We start from the raw sequence: 19,227 nt of genomic DNA on the forward strand, positions 1-19,227 counted from the left end.
CAACAGGCTGCGGGCGGCATTCCCATCTCATCAGGAGATCGCCGTGCAAAGCGTCGTATTCCCCAACAAGATCCTGCCCTATCTGCTGGTCGCGCCGCAGATCATCCTCACGGTGATCTTTTTCTTCTGGCCGGCAAGCCAGGCGCTTTACCAGTCGACCATGCGCGAGGACGCCTTCGGGCTGAACAGCAATTTCGTCGGGCTGGCGAATTTTTCCGCCGTGCTGTCGGATGAAAGCTACCTGAACTCGCTGCAGGTCACCGTCATCTTCAGCATCCTGACCGCGCTCGTCTCCATGGGGCTGGCGCTGCTTCTGGCGACGGCGGCGGACCGCGTGGTGCGCGGCAAGGGCTTTTACCGCACCATGATGATCATGCCCTATGCCGTCGCCCCTGCGGTGGCCGGCATGTTGTGGCTCTTCATGTTCAACCCGGCCATGGGCACCTTCTCCTACATTCTGCGCCGCAACGGCATCATGTGGGACCCGCTGCTCAACGGCGATCAGGCCATGCTGCTCGTCGTCGCGGCTGCCGCGTGGAAGCAGATCAGTTATAATTTCCTGTTTTTTGTCGCAGGCTTGCAGGCAATTCCTAAATCATTGCTGGAAGCGGCCTCCATTGATGGCGCGCGCGGTTCGCGGCGCTTCTGGACCATCGTTTTCCCGCTGCTTGCGCCGACAACCTTCTTCCTTCTGGTCGTCAACACGGTTTACGCCTTCTTCGATACCTTCGGCATCATCCATGCCGTCACCGGCGGCGGCCCCGCCAAGGCGACGGAAACGCTGGTCTACAAGGTCTATAATGATGGTTTCGTGAACCTCAATCTCGGCTCTTCCGCCGCGCAATCCGTGATCCTGATGGTGATCGTCATCGCGCTCACCGCCTTCCAGTTCCGCTTCGTCGAGAAGCGCGTGCATTACGGCTGAGGATTTCCAATGATTGAAAATCGCCCGGTCGCCCGCGTGATCGCCCATCTGATGCTGGTACTCGGCATCATCATCGTGGCCTTCCCGATCTATTACACCTTCGTCGCCTCCTCCATGACTTCGACGGATATTATCCGCCCGCCCATGTCGCTTTTGCCCGGCGACCATCTCGGTGAAAACTATACCGACGCCATGGTCGGCGGTGTCGAAAGAGTGGTCGGCGTCAGCCTCGAGCGGCTGCTGTTCAACAGCTTCGTCGTGGCGCTCGCCATCGCCATCGGCAAGATCGTCATCTCGTTTCTGTCGGCCTTCGCCATCGTTTTCTTCCGCTTCCCCTTCCGCATGGGCTTCTTCTGGATGATCTTCATCACCCTCATGCTGCCGGTGGAAGTGCGCATCCTGCCCACCTACAAGGTCATCGTCGATCTTGGGTTGATCGATACCTATGCGGGACTGACGCTGCCGCTGATGGCATCTGCGACGGCGACCTTCCTGTTCCGGCAGTTCTTCCTGACCATTCCCGGCGAGCTGGTCGAGGCGGCGCGTATCGACAATGCCGGTCCGTTCCGCTTCATGCGCGATATCCTGCTGCCGCTGTCGAGAACCAATATCGCCGCCCTTTTCGTGATCCTGTTCATCTATGGCTGGACCCAGTATCTCTGGCCGCTGCTCGTGACCAACGACGCCAAGATGAACACGATCATCATCGGCCTCAAGCGCATGGTGGATTTCACCGACGCTTCGACGCCCTGGAATTATGTGATGGTGACGGCGATCCTCGCCATCATCCCCCCGATTATCGTTGTGGTGCTGATGCAGCGCTGGTTCGTCAAAGGTTTGGTGGAGACCGAAAAGTAATGGCAAAAATTGCGCTGAAAGACGTCCGCAAGGTTTATGGCGGCAATGTCGAGGCCATCAAGGGCGTATCGATGGACATCGCCGACGGCGAAATGATCGTGCTGGTCGGCCCCTCCGGCTGCGGAAAATCCACACTGCTGCGCATGATCGCCGGGTTGGAAGGCATATCCGGCGGCCAGATCATCATCGGCGACCGCGTCGTCAACGATCTCGAACCCTCCGACCGCGACATCGCCATGGTGTTTCAGAACTATGCTCTTTATCCGCATATGACGGTGCGCCAGAACCTTGCCTATGGCCTGAAGAACCGCAACACGCCCAAGGAAGAAATCGAGCGGCGCATCACCGAGGCGGCTAAGGCACTGGAGATCGAACAGTTCCTGGAGCGCAAGCCGCGCCAGCTTTCCGGCGGCCAGCGCCAGCGTGTGGCCATGGGCCGTGCCATCGTGCGCAAACCGGCAGCCTTCCTGTTCGACGAACCGCTCTCCAACCTCGACGCCAAGCTGCGCGTGCAGATGCGTGTCGAAATCCGCCGTCTGCAACGCTCGCTCGCCACCACCAGCGTCTACGTGACCCATGACCAGATGGAGGCCATGACGCTGGCCGACCGGCTGGTGGTGCTGAATGCCGGCCGCATCGAGCAGATGGGCACACCTATCGAGCTTTACGAGAAGCCGGCAACCACCTTCGTCGCCACCTTCATCGGCTCGCCCTCCATGAACCTGCTGAGCCATGGCGCGACATCGGCAAATGGCTCTTCCGGCTGGTCGGTGCAGGGAACCGCGGCACTGCCGGAGGGCGTCGCCACGCTCGGCATCCGCCCCGAAGACATCACCCTTGCCGATGAAGCCCCCGCAGACGCCGCCTTCACCGGCACCGTGCAGGTGGATGCCGTGGAACTGGTGGGGGCGGAGAGCTACGTGCATGGCTCCTTCGCAGACGGCACAACAATCGTCTTCCGCGTTCACGGTCGCTCGCAGCTGCGCATCGGCGAAACGCTGAAGATCGCCGCACAGGCGAAGGATTTTCACCTGTTCGATGCGACAGGGAAGAGAATCTAAGCCTGCCGACGAAAAAGGGACACCCGCCACTCGGCGGGTGCTCGCACTATTGCAAGAATCTCCGGCGGCTCGTTACCAGACGAGCTCCACCTGCGGCCGGCCGTTGGAGGTTTTCTCCACCGTGCGGCCGGACGTATCGACATTGCAGTGAACACGCTGCCGGAAAGCGGAAAAGCTTTCGAAACTCACCACATCCACGGGATCGTCGAGATGCAGGGTCAGCCGGTAGCGTTCGGGATCGCCGCCGAGCGCCTGCACGCCCAGAACGGAGGCCACAAAAGGCTGGCCGAGGTAAAAACCTTCAACCCTTGAACCCAGAAGATAGGGGTTGAAGGCGGGGCGGTTGCCGGCCGATGCGTGGAGGGTGTTCCAGTCGCGGAAGCCATATTGCGCGGCGATGAGTTCCAGCGCTTTCGAATGGGTGATTGCCTGCCCCTGATCCTCAAGGGCGGCACGCAGGCGTTTTGCCTGTTCTTTCAGCCCCTCAAGTGCGGGAAGCGGTTTGGACACGTTCATAACGGTTCTCCAACATGCGCATGCCGACTATTCCGAAGGGGGTCCGCGTTGCCATCGACGACATGCAAAACATGGGATGACCGTTATTTAATAAAGAGCTTCACCAGGGGCGCAAACACCTGCGGACGGCCGGGGCTCTTATGCCCGTGGCCGTCCCTATAGCCCAGAAAGCGCCGCCCGTCAAAGGCGACGCTTAGCCGATCCCGTGATCAGAAGCGATAGGTGATACCCGCACCGATCAGCCAGGGATCGAGCTTGGCCTTGCCGCTGATCGGTGTGCCGCCGAGTTCCGCCGTCCAGTCGGTCTTGAGGAATATCTTCTTCACGTCGAAGTTCACGCCCCAATGCTCGTCCAGCATATAGTCGAAACCGACCTGCACGGCTGCACCGACCTTGTTCTTGACGTCGAGATTGCTGAAACCGGGCTTTTCCGTCTGGTTATAGAACAGCGAATAGTTCACGCCCGCGCCGATATAGGGCTTGAAAGCACCGAAATCGGTGAAGTGATATTGCAGCGTCAATGTCGGCGGCAGCAGCCAGGTCTTGCCGACCGGCGTGCCGGCCAGCACACCCTCGCCGTTGATCTTGGCATAGGTGGTGCCGAGGATAAGCTCCGCGGCGAAGTTTTCGGTGAAGAAATAGCTGATGTCGAGTTCCGGGATCACGGTGTCCGAATAGGACAGGCCCGCTCCCGGCAAACCGTCGACGCTACCGCTGTCATGGGTGATGACGCCGAGGCCGCGCACGCGCAGCATCCACGGGCTTGCCGCCGCAATCGCCTCTTCGGCAGTGGGGGCCGGCGCTGCCTGGGCCAGATCGGCGGCCATCGCATTGGCGGATACCAGCATGGCCGCAACACCAACTGCGACACTGGCAAGCAAGGCGGTTTTTTTGTTTCTGTTCGTCATTCCATCTCTCCTATAGCGCACCGCAGCCGGGCAAGTCCCCGGAACCGGCTGATGACGGCGGGCTTTAGCGAATCTTCGCCTGCCGCAACCGCTTGGAAGCCACTATGACGAAGGGAGAGGCGGGCCGATTGAGATGGATCAAACCGGGACCCCGATCATGGATCGGAACGATTAACCGGTAGGCATTGTGACAATTACGCAACAAAAGCCGTCCAGCGATCGGGGAGCGGATGCACAACGAGCCCAGCGGATGCCGGAAAAATACAAAAAAGGCCTGCATTTGCAGGCCTCCTTCCAGTGCATCACCTCTATCACGCGGCCTGCGGCGTCAGGGTTGCGGAACCCGGCTTGCGCAGAAGCAGAACCGAGACGGCCGCGATCATGCACATCAGACCGGCAATCTGCAGCGCGGGCATATAGGTGTCGAAGTCGCTCTTGAAGAAACCGGCGCCAAAGGCGGCGGTGGCGGCTCCAAGCTGATGGCCGGCAAACACCCAGCCGAAAACGAGACCGGCCTTTTCGCGCCCGAAATTCTCGGCAGCGAGCTTCACCGTCGGCGGCACGGTCGCCACCCAGTCCAGCCCGTAAAAGACGGCGAAGACCGAAAGCTCCACGAAGCTGAACCCCGAGAATGAGAGATAAAGCAGGGAAAGCCCGCGCAGACCGTAGAACCAGAACAGCAGGAAGCGATTGTCGAACCGGTCGGAAAGCCAGCCGGCGAAGATCGTGCCGAAGAAATCGAAAATGCCGATCACCGCCAGCGTGCCTGCCGCCGTCACCGCAGCCATGCCGAAATCGCCGCAGATCGAAATCCAGTGTGTCTGGATGAGACCGTTGGTCGAAAGCCCGCAGACAAAGAAGGTGCCGAAAAGCACCCAGAAGACGGGGTTGCCCGATACGCTCTTCAGGGTCACCAGCGGCGATACCAGTGTGGCGAGAAGATTGTGATCCTGCTTGACCGGCTTTGCCACCACCGTCTCGCCATAGGCCGGCAGGCCGACATCGGCAGGATGGTCACGCATCAAAAGCAGGACGAGGACCATGGCGGTGGCGATCACCGCAACGGACAGGGTCAAGGCGGTTCGCCAGCCATAGGCTTCCGTCAGCGCCGCCAGCAGCGGCAGGAAAACCAGCTGACCGGTGGCGTTGCTCGCCGTCATGAGGCCGATCACCAGTCCGCGACGCCTGGAAAACCAGCGTGTCGCCACGGTGGCGCCCAATACCAGCGCGGTCATGCCGGTGCCGACGCCGATTACCACGCCCCAGAGCAGTAGCAATTGCCATACCTCGGTCATGAAGAAGGAGGCGACAATGCCGCCCATGATCAGGGCAAGCGCGGTGGACACCACCTGCCGGACGCCGAAATGATTCATGAAGGCGGCGGCAAAAGGCCCGAGCAGGCCAAAAAGCACCAGCCTGACGGCCATTGCGGAGGAAATATCGGCAATATCCCAGCCGAATTCCTGATGCAGCGGCTGGATCATCACCCCGGCGGACCCCATGGCACCGGCGGTGGCCAGCATGGTCAAAAAGGTGGTTGCGGCAACAAGCCAGCCATAATGCAGATTTTTGCCGGCCATCCAGCTGGCGAGGCGTGTGGAGAGCATGTTCAAATTCCCTTTCCAGCGGCCGCGGCCGATATTTTACGGGTATATACCCTGTGTTGCGGGCAGATACCCGCTTATGTCCCCAAAAATCACAGGGCTGCGAGCAGTTCCTGCAATTGTGCTGTCTTCTCAGGCCCAAGCCGGGCCTCGATCTCATCCTGCACCCCATCCCAGAGCGGCGCGCCCGCTTTCAGGATCGCGTGGCCTTCCTTCGTCACGGTCAGCATCGCTTCCCGCTGATCCTCGCCGTGACCGATGGCCACCAGACCCATGCGAGCCAGCACCTTGGCGTTGCGGCCGACGGTGGAACGATCCAGTTCCACCCGCGCGGCCAGATCGGTCAACGAAACCGGCGCCGTGCGGTTGATGTTCCGCAACAGGGTGAACTGACCGATATTCACGCCAAGCGGCGCCAGGGCCTCGTCATAATAGGACGAAACCTTGCGGGATGCTTTGCGCAACAGGATGCAATGGCAACTATCGTTTGGCATTTATCTCGGGTATATACCCGTAAAATTCTGCGCGCAAGAGGCGCCCCGAGAAATTATCGGCGGGCAACGGCCGACCCCATGGCCATAGAGCAGAAACAATAAACCCCGGCTTTGGGCCGGGGTTTGATATCAGCAGCGAGGCCAGTCTCAGGCCGAGAGCCTACGCCCGCTTGCCACCAGCAGACCGGCAGAGCCTTCAAGCCAGCCGGCTTTCAGTTCCAGCGCCAGGAAACGGCTGCGCTCGAACGGGCCGGGCATGATGAGGTGCTGGGCCTTGTCGGCGAAAAAGCCGAAGCGCTCGTAATAAGGTGCATCGCCAACCAGAAGAACGGCGCCGTGGCCACGCTTGGTGGCTTCGGCAATGGCGGCGCGCATCAGCGCCGAGCCGATGCCCTTGCCCTCATGGGCGGCATCGACGGCCAGCGGGCCGAGCAGCAGCGCTTCGACGGCGCGGCCTTCGCGCGAGATGCCGGCCTCGACGTTCCACAGGCGCACCGTGCCGATGACATGGCCATCCTCATCGCGGGCGACGAGCGCCAGGCCTTCGGCCGGAACGCGACCGGCGCGCAGCTTTTCGGAAGACTTGCGGCGGCGGCCGGCGCCCATGGCGCGGTCGAGCAGGTTCTCACGGGCGACGACATCGCCCGGATTTTCCTGATCGACATGAAATGTCTGCGGCGTGAAAAATGCCCGTACCGAATTCAAAAGAGCGGCCATCCTTGGCCTCCCGTCACACTACCGCCCACACGCGGCCCTTGATGAAAAATTGGTGGAGCCGTTCCGGCCCGCCGACACGCTTTCCTCGGCTGGAAGAGGTGCAGCAAGCAGGGATTTGCGCATCAGCACAATCGGCAGGGCCGGAACGGAAGCTTGGTCGAGACGCCGCCCTGCTCAGCGGACGGCACTCGGATCAGATGACGTAGGCCTTCAGCGGCTCGAAACCGTTGAACGCGACCGCCGAATAGGTGGTCGTGTAAGCGCCCGTGCCTTCGATCAGAACTTCGTCGCCGATGGTCAGCGAGACCGGCAGCGGGTACATGTTCTTTTCATACAGCACGTCGGCGCTGTCGCAGGTCGGGCCGGCCAGAACGCAGGGCTCCATCTCGTCCTGATCGCGCTCAGTGCGGATCGGGTAACGGATAGCCTCGTCCATCGTCTCGGCGAGACCGCCGAACTTGCCGATGTCGAGGAACACCCAGCGGTGGTTGTCATTGTCGGACTTGCGCGACACGAGAACGACTTCCGCCTTGATGACGCCGGCATTGCCGACCATGCCGCGGCCCGGCTCGATGATCGTCTTCGGGATCTGGTTGCCGAAGTGCTTGCGCAGCGCCGTGTCGATCGCCTGGCCGTATTCTTCGGCAGCCGGAACGTCGCGCAGGTACTTGGTCGGGAAACCACCACCCATGTTGACCATCTGCAGGTGAATGCCCTGCTTGGCAAGCGAAGCGAAGACGCGCTTGGCATCGGCCAGCGCCGCATCCCATGCGTCGAGATTCATCATCTGCGAACCGACATGGAAGGACACGCCGTAGGATTCGAGGCCGAGCTGGTGTGCATAGACCAGAACGTCGACAGCCATCTGCGGAACGCAGCCGAACTTGCGCGACAGCGGCCATTCGGCACCTTCGCCATCCGTCAGCACGCGGCAGAAGACGCGCGCGCCGGGAGCGGCACGGGCAACTTTCTCGACTTCCTCATGGCTGTCCACGGCGAAGAGATCGATGCCGAGCGCATGGGCGCGTGCAACATCGCGTTCCTTCTTGATGGTGTTGCCGAAGGAGATACGGTCGGCCGTCGCACCGGCATCGAGCGCCATCTGGATTTCAGCCACGGAGGCGCAATCGAAGTTGGAGCCGAGCGAAGCGAGCAGCTTCAGGATTTCGGGAGCCGGGTTTGCCTTGACGGCGTAATAGATGGCGCTGTTCGGCAGGGAGTGCCGGAAAGCGTTGAAATTGTCGCGCACGACGTCGAGATCAACCACGAGGCAAGGGCCTTCGGGACGTCGGGTCTTGATGAAGTCGAGAATGCGTGCAGTCGTCATCGATGTATTCCCTGTTAAACCGGCTTCGGAAAAATCCGAAGGACAAAGGACGCTCGAGATATGCATTCGAATCAGCCGGTGGAGGCGCAGAATCGATAGCATACGCTCAAGGCGCGAATGTGAACGATGCCCTGCCAGAGCATCATTCGGCTTTGTCTGCCATGGATTGGAGGGAATGACCCGACCGCACTTCAGGCAATGATGGTGTGCCTCTTTAGTACCCCGGCTGATGGAAAGCCGGCAGAGAACCAGAAAGGCCCGCACCGTCGTTGCTTCGTATGTCCTCGCATTTTCCGGTTGGCCGGAATAGCGACTGGAGGGGTTAGTTCCAGGTACCTTACCTAAATCCTCACCACATCGAGGAATCGGCGGACACACATGGGCACGTGCGACTTTGGGCAGCACGGGAAATAAGAATATTCGCAGTCATAATCAAGAGGATTTTTTCACCAAAGAGCGGATTTTTTCGGCAATGAATTAAGGGTTGAACAGTCCGCCCTCGCCGTTCAATTATATGGAACGAACTGGAGGATTTTCATGGACACGCTCACCCGCATCCGCGCCTTTATCGATGTCGTCGAAGCGGAGGGTTTTTCCGCCGCTGCGCGCAAGACGGGGCGTTCCAAGGCGCTTCTGTCCAAATATGTGCGGGAACTGGAGGACGATCTCGGCGCGCTGCTCCTCAACCGCACCACCCGGCAGTTCTCTCTGACCGAAGCCGGGCACACCTATTACCGCACCGCTTCCGATATTTTGAAGGAGATCGATAACCTTGCCGATCTGGTGCGCGAAAAGAATGCCGATCTCAAGGGCAAGCTCAGGATTTCCGTTCCCCGCACCTTCATCGATGCCGATGTCGGCCAGAGCCTGATCGATTTCGCCAAGGAAAATCCGGAACTGTCGCTCGAAATCGTCGCAGAGGACCGGTTCGTCGACCTGATCGAGGAGGGTTTCGACCTTGCGGTTCGCATAACCCGGCTGGAGGATTCGGGCCTCATCGCCCGCAAGCTTTCCGATTTCCGGGTCTATGCGGTGGCGACGGCGGATTTCGTGGCGCAGCACGGGCCGCTCGACGGGCCGCAGGATTTCTCCCGCGTTCCCTTCATCATCGACACCAATACGCGTTTTCACAATACGGTGCGCTATCTCGAGCCGGATGGCGGCTCGAACTCCGTCACCATCAGCGGACCGATCGAGGTCAACAGCCCACAGGCGACGCTGCGCGCCGCCCGCGCCGGCCTCGGCATTGCGCTGGTGCCCGATTTCATCGCCAGACCCTATATCCAGTCCGGCGAGCTGGTGACGCTGTTCGACGATTTTATTTCCAAGGACAGGGGTATCTATGCGGTCTATCCGCATCGCCGCTACCTGCCGGCCAAGGTGCGCAGCTTCGTGGATTATCTCTCGGCGTGGTTCAGGAAAAACGGGTGAAGGGCCGGGCGGCATTCGCCGAGCGTCTCGCCGTCATGCCGGACTTGTGTGGACGTATTGTGGTTTACTTGATGCATAGGCCGGGATGCGCATCCCGGCCTATGCATCAAGTAAACCACAATACGTCCACACAAGTCCGGGGTGACGGAGTGGGGATGCAGCCGTCTCGCCAAATCCAAACCTCGGCAAACTTTTAGCAGCATCGACGCCCGCGTTTCAGCGGGCGTCGCATGGCAGAAGCCGGCTCGTCAGAACGGCGAATCCGGGAAGTAGAACTGCTCGGCATTGTCCTTGGTGATGAGCGTCGCATCGAGGATATATTCACCCGCGACCGGCACCTGATCGTAGAAATGCCCGGCCGTCAGCTGCATGGCTGTCGCCACCATTGCCGGCGGGTAGAGCACGTCGACCGGCACGAGCTTGTCACCGTCCATGACCTTCTTGATCATGTCCTTGGAACCGGCGCCCGCGACGATATACTGGATATCGGTGCGTTTCGCCTGCTGGATGGCTTCCAGCACGCCGATAGCCATATCGTCATCCTGACACCAGACCACGTCGATCTTCTTGTACTTGGTCAGATAGTCCTGCATCACGCGGAAGGCGTCGTCGCGGTTCCAGTTGCCGTATTGACGGTCGAGAACCTTGACGCTGGAACCGGCGATACCCTTGTCGAAACCGTCCTGCCGCTGCTGATCGATCGGGATCGGCAGGCCGCGAATGACCACGACTTCGGCGTCAGGCGTCGTCTTCTTGATGTATTCGCCGGCCACCTGGCCAAGTGCGGGGTTGTTGCCGGCAACATAGAGGTCGCGGATCGAATTGTCGTTGACGCTCGGCGCGCGGTCGACCAGCGCAACGAAGGTGCCCTTGTCCTTGATCTCCTTGATGGCGTTGACCAGCGGATCTGGATCGGACGGCAAGACGACCAGCGCATCGAGCCCCTGCACGGCAAGGTCCTGCAGCGCATTGGCCTGATTGGCGGCGTCCGGCGACGTCTTGACGATGACATTGAGCCCCGGATGTTCCTGCATCAAAAGCTTCGCCACACGCTCGGCATGGTAGACGACGCCCGCCGTCCAGCCATGGTCGGCCGCTGGAATAGAAACGCCGATGGTGACCTTCTTATCCTGCGCATGCGCTGAAGCGGCAAGCACCGTGGCCAGCGCGGCAAAGGCCACGCCGATGAATTTACTACGCATAGTCTCTTTCCTCCCAAGACCGGGGCGTTCCTCCTTCGACCGCGCCTGCCCCACATGGCGCGGCGTGATACGTCACCTGCGGCTGAGCGAACGCTGCACCAGCATGGCGATGATGATGATGGCCCCCTGAATGGCGCCGATCAGATATTCGCTGACGAAGTTCGACAGGATCATGATGTTGCCGACGATCTCCAGAATGAAGGCGCCGCAGATCGTCCCCCAGATGCGCCCCACCCCGCCCCTCAGCGCCGTGCCGCCGACGACGACGGCGGTGATGGCCTGCAACTCCCACAACATGCCTGTCGTGGCCGAAGTGGATGCAAGACGCGGCACGTAAAGCAGCACCGCAACGGCGACACACAGCCCCTGCACCACATAAGCGATGGTGCGCACCCGCGCGACCGAGATGCCGGAATAACGCGCCACATCCTCGCTCGACCCTACTGCGGTCAGATGCCGGCCGTAACGGGTGCGGTAAAGCACGAAAGCGGCGATGGCGGCTGTGACGAAAATGACGATGACCGGCACCGGCACGCCAAGGACATTGCCGAAATAGACCGGACGATAAAGCGTCTGGATTTCCGGATTGCGCAGCGTGATCGCCCCGCCCTGCGACAGCCATGTGGTCAAGCCGCGATAAATGCCCATGGTGCCGAGCGTGGCGATGAAGGGTTCGATACGGCCGATGGTGGTGATGAGGCCGTTCGTCAACCCGCAGGCAGCCCCGATGGCGAGCGCCAGCGCCATGGCGGTGAGCAGCATTAAAAGCGGACTGGCGATGACGCCGCTATTCATGAACAGGATCATCAGGCTGGCGACGAAAGCCACCATCGCGCCAACCGAAAGATCGAGCCCGCCCGATGTGATGACGTAAGTTGCGCCGAGCGCGATGATGGCGATGAAGGCGCTGCGGGTGATGACGTTCAGGAGATTGTCGATGCCGATGAAATTGGGATTGGCGATAGTGCCGAGAACCAGCAGCAGGGCCAGCGCCACGAAAGGCGCGACGGCGCGCAGATCCCAGTCCTTCGAGGTCTTCGGCGTTTTGCCGTTGTCAAATGCGGCCTCAGTCATGTTTCCCCTCAGTCTCTTTTGTCAGGCCATGTTTCCCGGCAAACGGGCGCTCAGGCGGGTTCCTGCGTGTGAACGCCCGTCGCCAGCGCCACGATGTCGTTTTCGGTCATGCGCTCACCCGTCACCTCGCCGACGATCCGGCCCGAACGCATCACCAGAATGCGGTCGCAGATGCCGATCAGCTCCGGCATTTCCGAGGAAACCACGATGATCGAGCGCCCCTCATCCGCGAGCCTGGCGATGAAGCGGTAAATCTGTTCCTTGGTGCCGATATCGATACCGCGCGTCGGTTCGTCGATGATGACGATGGACGGATCGATGAGCATCATCTTGGCCAGCAGCAGCTTCTGCTGGTTGCCGCCGGAAAGCTGGCCCGCCAGCAAATCCTTGCGGCCGGTGCGGATGTCGAAATCCCGGACCGCATCATCGAGCGCCGCCGTTTCCCGGCGGGTATCGATCTGAAACAGCCGGCTGAATTTCTTGAGCGAAGCAAGCGTGAGATTGACACGCAAATCCTTGGTAAGCAGCAGGCCCTTGCCCTTGCGGTCCTCGCTCAGATAAACGATACCGGCCTTCAGACTGTCTTCCGCCTTTGCGAAATGCACGGGCCTGCCATGATGTCGTACGGTTCCACGACCGGCGCGCAGGCCGAGTATTCCTTCCATGAGTTCCGTTCTGCCCGCGCCGACCAGACCCGCAAAACCGAGGATTTCGCCCCTGCGCAGGCTGAAACCGGCATCCTGCGCATAACCCGGTACGGTAAAATGCTCCACCTGCAGAACCGGCTCATGCTGGCCACCGGCGGCGCGGTCCGGATAAAGCTTGGCGACATCGCGCCCCACCATCAGCCGCGCCATATCGGCAGGTTCCAGCGCCGAGGCCGGATGGGAGGCGACCAGCCTGCCGTCTCGCAGAACCGTCACACGGTCGGCGATCTCCTTCACCTCCGGCAGACGATGCGAAATATAAAGCACGGCCACGCCTTTCGCCCGGATGTCCCTGATGACATTCAGCAGCGCATCCGTTTCGATGGGCGTAAGGCTCGCCGTCGGCTCATCGAAAATGACCACACGATGCGGCACGAGCAGCACACGGGCGATCTGCACGAGCTGCCGCTGGGCAATCGACAGGCTGCCGACGATGGCGTCCGGATCGATCGTACCGCCGAGATCGGCGATTGCCTTACGGGCGCCGGCGCGCATGGCGCGGTCGTCCACCATGACGCCCCGGCGCATTTCGCGACCGAGATAGATGTTCTGCGCCACCGTCAAATCCGGGGCCAGCAATATTTCCTGATGCACGAGAACGATGCCGCGATGTTCGGCATCCACCGGACCGCTTAGCGTAACGGCTTCGCCATCGATGCGGATTTCGCCGCCCGACGGCTTTTCATTGCCGGCCAGCAGCTTCATCAGCGTCGACTTGCCGGCGCCGTTCTCGCCAATGATCGCGTGGACCTCACCGGCGCGCACCGCGATCTCTATATCCTTGAGAACCTGCACCGGCCCGAAAGACTTCGACAGCCCAACCGTCCGGATAAGGGCGTGGTCTGGAGATTCGTCAGCAAAAGCCATGTGCCGTCACCGGAATCTGGCGTGAACGGACGGCGCTTGCCCCTTGATTTTATCTGAAACGACCATCTGCGAACTCCTCCCAAAGCTCGAGGAAGAAGCTAGCCTTCGTTTTGAGGTACGTAAAGCAAATTTCGCTGGTGTTTTAGAATACACTCAAATTTGACCGCCGCGCCGGGTCCGGGAAATCCGATCGCTATGCCGGGGAGCGTCGAAAAGCCTTCATGAGACGATGCACCGCTTCCGCGCCCTCATTGGCCAGATTGAAACGCTTGCCGAACAGAAGCCAGTCCGAGCACATGCCTTTCAGCAGCCAGTAGAGCGCACCGAGCGCGGACTCGGCCGTCCAGTTATCGTTGAAAGCCCCTTCCGCCTGCGCCCGTTCGAAAGCCTCCTCAAGCAGCCGCTTGTGGTAACGGTCCAGTTCCTCCTGCGCGCGCAGCACGGGGGCGAATTCATCGGAATAATTGGTGCGCAGGCTGATGGTCATGATGCGCTGGCGCTGTTCGTCTTTTGAAAGAAGCGAAAGCCAGTTGCATGCGGCGTCCTCGATCTTGGCCAGCAGCGCTTCTCCCTTGAGGTCCGGATCGCCGAAATCGAGCAGGTCCGATTCCGGTAGCGCCACCGATTCGTAAAGGCCGATGAAAAGGTCGCTCTTGCTGGAAAAATGCCAGTAGATCGCCCCGCGCGTAACGCCGGCCGCAGCCGCCACCTCATCCAGAGAGCTGTTGGCCACGCCCTTCTTGAAGAACACCCGCTCGGCAGCGGCCAGGATCGCCTGACGCGTCTCTTCTGCCTCGGCCTTGGTTCGGCGCATGCTGATGTCTCCTTCCAGTCGCGGCACGGCGCTTTCGCACCGTGCCTTGTTTGCTGTGCCGGGCTGTCAGTCAGATGAACGCATTCACGTGACTTTTCGCCCAGCCGTCACACCCGTTTTATTCCGCCGGCGATACCGCGTCAGCAGCAATCTCATTCTCCTTCTTCCGATCCCCGAAAATCTTCATGACGAAGACGAAGAAGACGGGAACGAAGAAGATCGCGAGGATCGTCGCCGAGATCATGCCGCCGAGAACCCCGGTGCCGATGGCGTTCTGGCTCGCCGCGCTGGCGCCCGAAGCAATCGCCATCGGCAGCACGCCGAGCGAGAAGGCGAGCGACGTCATCAGGATCGGCCGGAAGCGCAGGTGCGCCGCCTCCACCGTCGCATCATAGGTGGATTTTCCTTCCGCCCGCAAATCCTTGGCGAATTCGATGATCAGGATCGCGTTCTTGGCCGAAAGCCCGATAATCGCGACGAGACCCACGAGGAAGTAGACGTCGTTCGGCATGCCGCGCAGCATCACCGCCGCCACCGAGCCGATGACGCCGAGCGGCACCACCAGCATGACGGAGAGCGGAATGGACCAGCTTTCGTAAAGTGCTGCAAGCAGCAGGAAGACGAACAGAACGCTGAGCCCGATCAATGCTGGCGCCTGCGACCCGGACTGGATTTCCTGCAGCGACTGGCCGGTCCATTCGAAACCGAAGCCGCTCGGCAACTCACCCGCTAAGCGCTCCATTTCGGCAATGGCGTCACCGGAGGAGTAACCCGGTGCGGACTGGCCGCCGATACGGACCGCCGGATAGCCGTTGTAACCGACCACCTGCGAGGGACCGCGCACCCATTCCACCGTGGCGAATGAGCTAACCGGCACCATGCCGCCATTGGCATTGCGGACGTTGAGGTTCAGGAGATCCTCCGTCTTCATGCGCTGGCCCTGTTCCGCCTGCACCGTCACGCGCTGCATGCGGCCGGCATTGGGGAAGTCGTTGACGTAGGACGAGCCCATATTGGCCGAGATGGTGGCGTTGATGTCGCTGAAGGTGACGCCGAACGTATTGGCCTTCTCACGGTCGATGATGAGATTGACCTGCGCCGCATCCGGCATGCCTTCGATACGAAGACCCGCGAGGATGGGGCTCTGACGGGCCGCGGCCATCAGTTGCGCACCGGCAGCGCTGAGAGCCGCCTGTCCCGCGCCCGAGCGATCCTGCAGGCGGAAGGTGAAGCCGCTGGAATTGCCGAGACCCTGGATCGGCGGCGGCGACAGCGCAAACGACATGGCGTCCGGAAGACCCCACAGCTTGGCGTTGACGCGCGCCGATATGGCGGCGGCGGAATCGTTCGGTCCGCGTTCGCTCCAGTCCTTCAGTGTGGCGAAGGCGAGACCCGCATTCTGGCCGGAGCCGGAGAAGGAGAAACCCGAAACCGCAATCACACGATCCACCGCCGGCTCTTCCATGAAGATCTTTTCGATCTGCTGGATGGATTGCAGGGTGCGGTCGCTGCTGGCTTCCGCCGGCGCCTGAATGTCGACGATCAGATAGCCCTGATCTTCGTTCGGAAGGAACGAGCTCGGCAATTGCATATACGCCCAGCCAAGACCGACCAGCAAAGCCGCGTAGATGACCATGAAGCGACCGGAACGCTTGATGATGCTGCCGACGGACGAGGAATATTTGTGCGACGCCTTGTCGAAGCCGCGGTTGAACCAGCCGAAGAAGCCCTTCTTCTCATGGTGTCCGGCCTTGATGGGCTTCAGGAACGATGCGCAGAGCGCCGGCGTGAGCGACAAAGCAAGGAAGCCCGAAAACAGGATCGACACCACCATGGTCAGGCTGAACTGCTGATAGATGATGCCGACGGCGCCCGGGAAGAAGGCCATGGGCACGAACACGGCCGTCAGCACCAGCGTGATGCCGATGATCGCGCCGGAAATCTGGCCCATCGCCTTGCGGGTGGCCTCCTTGGGCGACAGATGCTCTTCCGCCATGATGCGCTCGACATTCTCGACGACGACAATCGCGTCATCCACCAGAATGCCGATGGCGAGAACCATGGCGAACATGGTCAGAACGTTGATCGAGAAACCCGAGACATACATGATGGCGCAGGTGCCGAGCAGCGCCACGGGCACCACCAGTGTCGGGATGATGGTGTAGCGGATATTCTGCAGGAAGACGAACATCACCACGAAGACGAGGATGATCGCCTCCACCAGCGTGTTGATCACCTTCTGGATCGAAATTTTCACGAAGGGGCTGGTGTCATAGGGAATTTCATATTCCAGACCCGGCGGAAAATATCGGGACAGCTCTTCCATCGTGGCGCGAACGCCCTCGGAGGTCTGCAGCGCATTGCCGGTGGGCGAAAGCTGCACGCCGATGGCGGCGCTCGGCTTGCCGTTCAGGCGGCTAGAGAAGTTATAGCTTTCGCCGCCCACTTCCACCCGCGCGACATCGCGCAGCCGCACGGATGAGCCGTCCGGATTGGCGCGCAGCACGATGGAGCCGAATTCTTCCGGCGAGGTGAGCTGGCCCTGCACGTTGACGGTTGCGGAAATCTGCTGGCCGATGGGATTTGGCGATGCGCCGATGCGGCCGGCGGCAACCTGCGAATTCTGCGCCTGAATGGCGCCGATGACGTCGTTCGATGTCAGGCTGAGGCCCAGCATCTTGTCCGGGTCCATCCAGATACGCATGGAGCGCTGGGTAGCGAAGAGCTGCGCACTGCCGACGCCGGGAACGCGGCGCAATTCGCCGAGCACATTGCGGCTGAGATAATCGCCGAGACCGATGGCGTCCGTGTTGCCGTCGACGGAGGTGAGCGCCACCATCATCAGGAACGATGTGCCCGCCTGCTCCACGCGCAGGCCCTGCTGCGTCACCGCCTGCGGCAGGCGGGGTTCGACGCGCGCAATGCGGTTTTGAACCTCCACCTGGGCTTCACCGATGTTGGAGCCCGGCGCGAAGGTGACGTTGATGGAAATGCGACCCGAGGATTCCGACGTCGATTCGAAATAGATCAGGCCTGGAACGCCGTTCAGCTCTTCTTCGATGGGACGCGTGACACTCTGGTAAATATCCTCCGGCGACGCGCCCGGATAGGTCGTCGAGACGGAAATCTGCGGCGGTGCGACATTCGGATATTGCGCAATCGGCAGCATGGGATGGCGAGCAGGCCCGCCAGCATGATGAAGATGGCGACAACCCAGGCAAAAATGGGCCGATCGATGAAAAAACGTGCCATGAAATCGGTCCTTATTGCTTCGCAGCCGGAGCCGCGCTCTCGCTGTCAGCGGCGGTTGCGACATCGGCCTCATCGGACCACGGTTCCGGCTTCACTTTCGCGCCCGGAGCGGTCTTCTGGAAACCTTCGGCCACGACGCGGTCGCCATCCTTCAGGCCCTCGGAAATCACCCAGCGATCACCGATGGAGCGGCCGACGCTGACACGACGCTGCTCGACCGTGTCTTCGGCATTGACGACAAGCACGCTCGCCTGACCACCGGCATCGCGCTGAACCGCCTGCTGCGGCACGGCGAAGGCCGCTTTCTGGATACCCTGCTGGATCTGCACGCGGACATACATGCCCGGCAGCAGATCGCCGTTCGGGTTAGGGAACTCACCGCGCAGCGTCACCTGACCAGTGGTTTCATCCACCGCCGCTTCGGAAAACAGCAGGCGACCGGGCAGCGGGTAACGGCTGCCGTCATCGAACAGCAGGTTGACTTCGGCTTCGTTCGGGCCGGTCATCAGCTTGCCATCCTGCAGGGCCTTGCGCAGGCGGATAAGATCGGCGGCCGGCTGGGTGAAGTCGGCATAGATCGGATCGAGCTGCTGGATCGTCGCGAGATTTTCCGAGCCGGTGGCGCTGACGAGGGCGCCTTCCGTAATACGCGCGCGACCGATGCGGCCGCTGATCGGGGCTTTGACATCGGCATATTGCAGATTGAGCTTCGCTTCCGCGACGCCGGCTTCGGCAACGGCCACCTCGGCATCGGCCTGCGCCAGCTGAGCGATGGCGTTGTCGAATTCCTGCTGGGAACCGACATTGGAACGGCGCAGCTGCTGCTGCCTGTCGGCCGTCTGCCGCGCCTGAAGCTGCGCGGCCTGCGCCCGGCGCAACGTGCCCTCGGCGCTGTCGACGCGCACCTGAAACGGCGCGGGATCGATCCGGTAGAGAACATCGCCTTCCGTCACCAGCGAGCCCTGTTCGAACACCCGCTCCACGATGATGCCGGAGACACGCGGGCGCACTTCGGCAAGCCGCGTCGGCGCAATACGGCCCGGCAATTCGTTGGTGATGGGCAGTTCTTCCTGGCTCACCGTCACGATCTTCACCGCACCGGGCGGCGGCGCGCCGGGCGCGGACGCCTGCTCATCGCTACATCCGACCAAAACGATGCCCGTCAACAACACCGCCGCGATCTGCCCCAATCTCTTCGCCATACTGCGCTCCGAATCCACAAAAAATGTCACATTTACATACATACTAAGACGTATGTAAAACTTCGGCAATAAAATTGTTGCAGCGCAAAAGCCGTCTCACGCGCTTGTGAAGGTGCGTGAGACGGTTTGCACAGGGCGCTGTAATTGGGAAAGGAGGACTAACTGGCGTTCAATGCAGGACATATCGCGACGGGCCGGAGGCGACAGCCGGACGAATGAAGTTTTCCGCTGCTTCAGTCACGTCCAAACCACCGCTGTGCGGTTTAGA

General features: G+C 61.0%; 15 protein-coding genes and 1 pseudogene. 4 read left to right on the plus strand and 12 right to left on the minus strand.

Annotation, left to right across the window (positions count from 1 at the left end; all coding sequences use genetic code 11):
- Positions 1-43 precede the first annotated feature (43 nt).
- The 3 genes from ugpA to L901_RS12825 are packed head-to-tail and all read left to right on the plus strand — an operon-like array spanning position 44 to position 2,844.
- A complete protein-coding gene (gene ugpA / locus L901_RS12815; protein WP_003523346.1) occupies positions 44-925 on the plus strand; it encodes a sn-glycerol-3-phosphate ABC transporter permease UgpA in 882 nt (293 codons plus the stop codon).
- A 9-nt stretch (positions 926-934) separates the two neighbouring features.
- Complete coding sequence (ugpE, locus tag L901_RS12820) at positions 935-1,783, plus strand: sn-glycerol-3-phosphate ABC transporter permease UgpE (RefSeq protein WP_059757249.1); 849 nt, start codon at positions 935-937, stop codon at positions 1,781-1,783.
- The gene (locus tag L901_RS12825) at positions 1,783-2,844 is read left to right on the plus strand and encodes a sn-glycerol-3-phosphate import ATP-binding protein UgpC (RefSeq protein WP_059757252.1); all 1,062 of its coding nucleotides are present in this window, start codon (positions 1,783-1,785) and stop codon (positions 2,842-2,844) included. Before ugpE ends, L901_RS12825 begins: the two co-directional genes overlap by 1 nt.
- A 72-nt stretch (positions 2,845-2,916) precedes the next feature.
- On the opposite strand, the gene L901_RS12830 is transcribed toward L901_RS12825, so the two are convergent.
- The 6 genes from L901_RS12830 to odc2 all read right to left on the minus strand — a co-directional run bounded on the left by L901_RS12830 (position 2,917) and on the right by odc2 (position 8,410).
- Complete coding sequence (locus tag L901_RS12830; protein ID WP_020813345.1) at positions 2,917-3,360, minus strand: glyoxalase superfamily protein; 444 nt, start codon at positions 3,358-3,360, stop codon at positions 2,917-2,919.
- A 209-nt stretch (positions 3,361-3,569) separates the two neighbouring features.
- Entirely contained in the window at positions 3,570-4,268 is a 699-nt protein-coding gene (locus L901_RS12835) for an OmpW family protein (RefSeq protein ID WP_059757254.1), read from the minus strand.
- A gap of 311 nt (positions 4,269-4,579) precedes the next feature.
- Complete coding sequence (locus L901_RS12840; protein WP_059757257.1) at positions 4,580-5,875, minus strand: MFS transporter; 1,296 nt, start codon at positions 5,873-5,875, stop codon at positions 4,580-4,582.
- 89 nt (positions 5,876-5,964) lie between these two features.
- On the minus strand, positions 5,965-6,366 hold the full coding sequence (locus tag L901_RS12845) for a MarR family winged helix-turn-helix transcriptional regulator (protein ID WP_059757260.1): 402 nt from the start codon (positions 6,364-6,366) through the stop codon (positions 5,965-5,967).
- A gap of 147 nt (positions 6,367-6,513) precedes the next feature.
- A complete protein-coding gene (locus tag L901_RS12850) occupies positions 6,514-7,083 on the minus strand; it encodes a GNAT family N-acetyltransferase (protein WP_059757262.1) in 570 nt (189 codons plus the stop codon).
- 193 nt (positions 7,084-7,276) lie between these two features.
- The gene (odc2, locus tag L901_RS12855) at positions 7,277-8,410 is read right to left on the minus strand and encodes an ornithine/lysine decarboxylase (protein WP_003523360.1); all 1,134 of its coding nucleotides are present in this window, start codon (positions 8,408-8,410) and stop codon (positions 7,277-7,279) included.
- Positions 8,411-8,947: 537 nt separating this feature from the next.
- Between odc2 and L901_RS12860 the strand changes: the two genes are divergently transcribed.
- Positions 8,948-9,841 carry a LysR family transcriptional regulator gene (locus L901_RS12860; protein ID WP_003523361.1) on the plus strand — a complete coding sequence of 298 codons (894 nt, stop codon included), beginning with the start codon at positions 8,948-8,950 and terminating at the stop codon, positions 9,839-9,841.
- A gap of 248 nt (positions 9,842-10,089) precedes the next feature.
- Here the strand turns inward: L901_RS12860 and L901_RS12865 are convergent, their stop codons facing one another.
- The 6 genes and pseudogenes from L901_RS12865 to L901_RS12890 all read right to left on the minus strand — a co-directional run bounded on the left by L901_RS12865 (position 10,090) and on the right by L901_RS12890 (position 18,959).
- Complete coding sequence (locus L901_RS12865; protein WP_020810860.1) at positions 10,090-11,043, minus strand: substrate-binding domain-containing protein; 954 nt, start codon at positions 11,041-11,043, stop codon at positions 10,090-10,092.
- A 72-nt stretch (positions 11,044-11,115) separates the two neighbouring features.
- Entirely contained in the window at positions 11,116-12,117 is a 1,002-nt protein-coding gene (locus L901_RS12870; protein ID WP_020810859.1) for an ABC transporter permease, read from the minus strand.
- Positions 12,118-12,167: 50 nt separating this feature from the next.
- Entirely contained in the window at positions 12,168-13,691 is a 1,524-nt protein-coding gene (locus tag L901_RS12875; protein WP_059757265.1) for a sugar ABC transporter ATP-binding protein, read from the minus strand.
- A gap of 193 nt (positions 13,692-13,884) precedes the next feature.
- On the minus strand, positions 13,885-14,505 hold the full coding sequence (locus tag L901_RS12880; protein ID WP_082710612.1) for a TetR family transcriptional regulator: 621 nt from the start codon (positions 14,503-14,505) through the stop codon (positions 13,885-13,887).
- A gap of 118 nt (positions 14,506-14,623) precedes the next feature.
- A pseudogene (locus L901_RS12885) lies at positions 14,624-17,757 on the minus strand (multidrug efflux RND transporter permease subunit).
- 11 nt (positions 17,758-17,768) lie between these two features.
- The gene (locus tag L901_RS12890) at positions 17,769-18,959 is read right to left on the minus strand and encodes an efflux RND transporter periplasmic adaptor subunit (RefSeq protein WP_082710618.1); all 1,191 of its coding nucleotides are present in this window, start codon (positions 18,957-18,959) and stop codon (positions 17,769-17,771) included.
- Positions 18,960-19,227: the final 268 nt, after the last annotated feature.

Source organism: Agrobacterium sp. D14, from assembly GCF_001526505.1.
Classification (GTDB): Bacteria; Pseudomonadota; Alphaproteobacteria; order Rhizobiales; family Rhizobiaceae; genus Agrobacterium; species Agrobacterium leguminum.

What these genes read in the sequence shown, in the direction of transcription:
- ugpE (WP_059757249.1), top strand. Translation starts at nt 935, where the DNA reads ATGATTGAAAATCGCCCGGTCGCCCGCGTGATCGCCCATCTGATGCTG.
- L901_RS12825 (WP_059757252.1), top strand. Translation starts at nt 1,783, where the DNA reads ATGGCAAAAATTGCGCTGAAAGACGTCCGCAAGGTTTATGGCGGCAAT.
- L901_RS12830 (WP_020813345.1), bottom strand. Translation starts at nt 3,360, where the DNA reads ATGAACGTGTCCAAACCGCTTCCCGCACTTGAGGGGCTGAAAGAACAG.
- L901_RS12835 (WP_059757254.1), bottom strand. Translation starts at nt 4,268, where the DNA reads ATGACGAACAGAAACAAAAAAACCGCCTTGCTTGCCAGTGTCGCAGTT.
- L901_RS12840 (WP_059757257.1), bottom strand. Translation starts at nt 5,875, where the DNA reads ATGCTCTCCACACGCCTCGCCAGCTGGATGGCCGGCAAAAATCTGCAT.
- L901_RS12845 (WP_059757260.1), bottom strand. Translation starts at nt 6,366, where the DNA reads ATGCCAAACGATAGTTGCCATTGCATCCTGTTGCGCAAAGCATCCCGC.
- L901_RS12850 (WP_059757262.1), bottom strand. Translation starts at nt 7,083, where the DNA reads ATGGCCGCTCTTTTGAATTCGGTACGGGCATTTTTCACGCCGCAGACA.
- odc2 (WP_003523360.1), bottom strand. Translation starts at nt 8,410, where the DNA reads ATGACGACTGCACGCATTCTCGACTTCATCAAGACCCGACGTCCCGAA.
- L901_RS12860 (WP_003523361.1), top strand. Translation starts at nt 8,948, where the DNA reads ATGGACACGCTCACCCGCATCCGCGCCTTTATCGATGTCGTCGAAGCG.
- L901_RS12865 (WP_020810860.1), bottom strand. Translation starts at nt 11,043, where the DNA reads ATGCGTAGTAAATTCATCGGCGTGGCCTTTGCCGCGCTGGCCACGGTG.
- L901_RS12870 (WP_020810859.1), bottom strand. Translation starts at nt 12,117, where the DNA reads ATGACTGAGGCCGCATTTGACAACGGCAAAACGCCGAAGACCTCGAAG.
- L901_RS12875 (WP_059757265.1), bottom strand. Translation starts at nt 13,691, where the DNA reads ATGGCTTTTGCTGACGAATCTCCAGACCACGCCCTTATCCGGACGGTT.
- L901_RS12880 (WP_082710612.1), bottom strand. Translation starts at nt 14,505, where the DNA reads ATGCGCCGAACCAAGGCCGAGGCAGAAGAGACGCGTCAGGCGATCCTG.
- L901_RS12890 (WP_082710618.1), bottom strand. Translation starts at nt 18,959, where the DNA reads ATGGCGAAGAGATTGGGGCAGATCGCGGCGGTGTTGTTGACGGGCATC.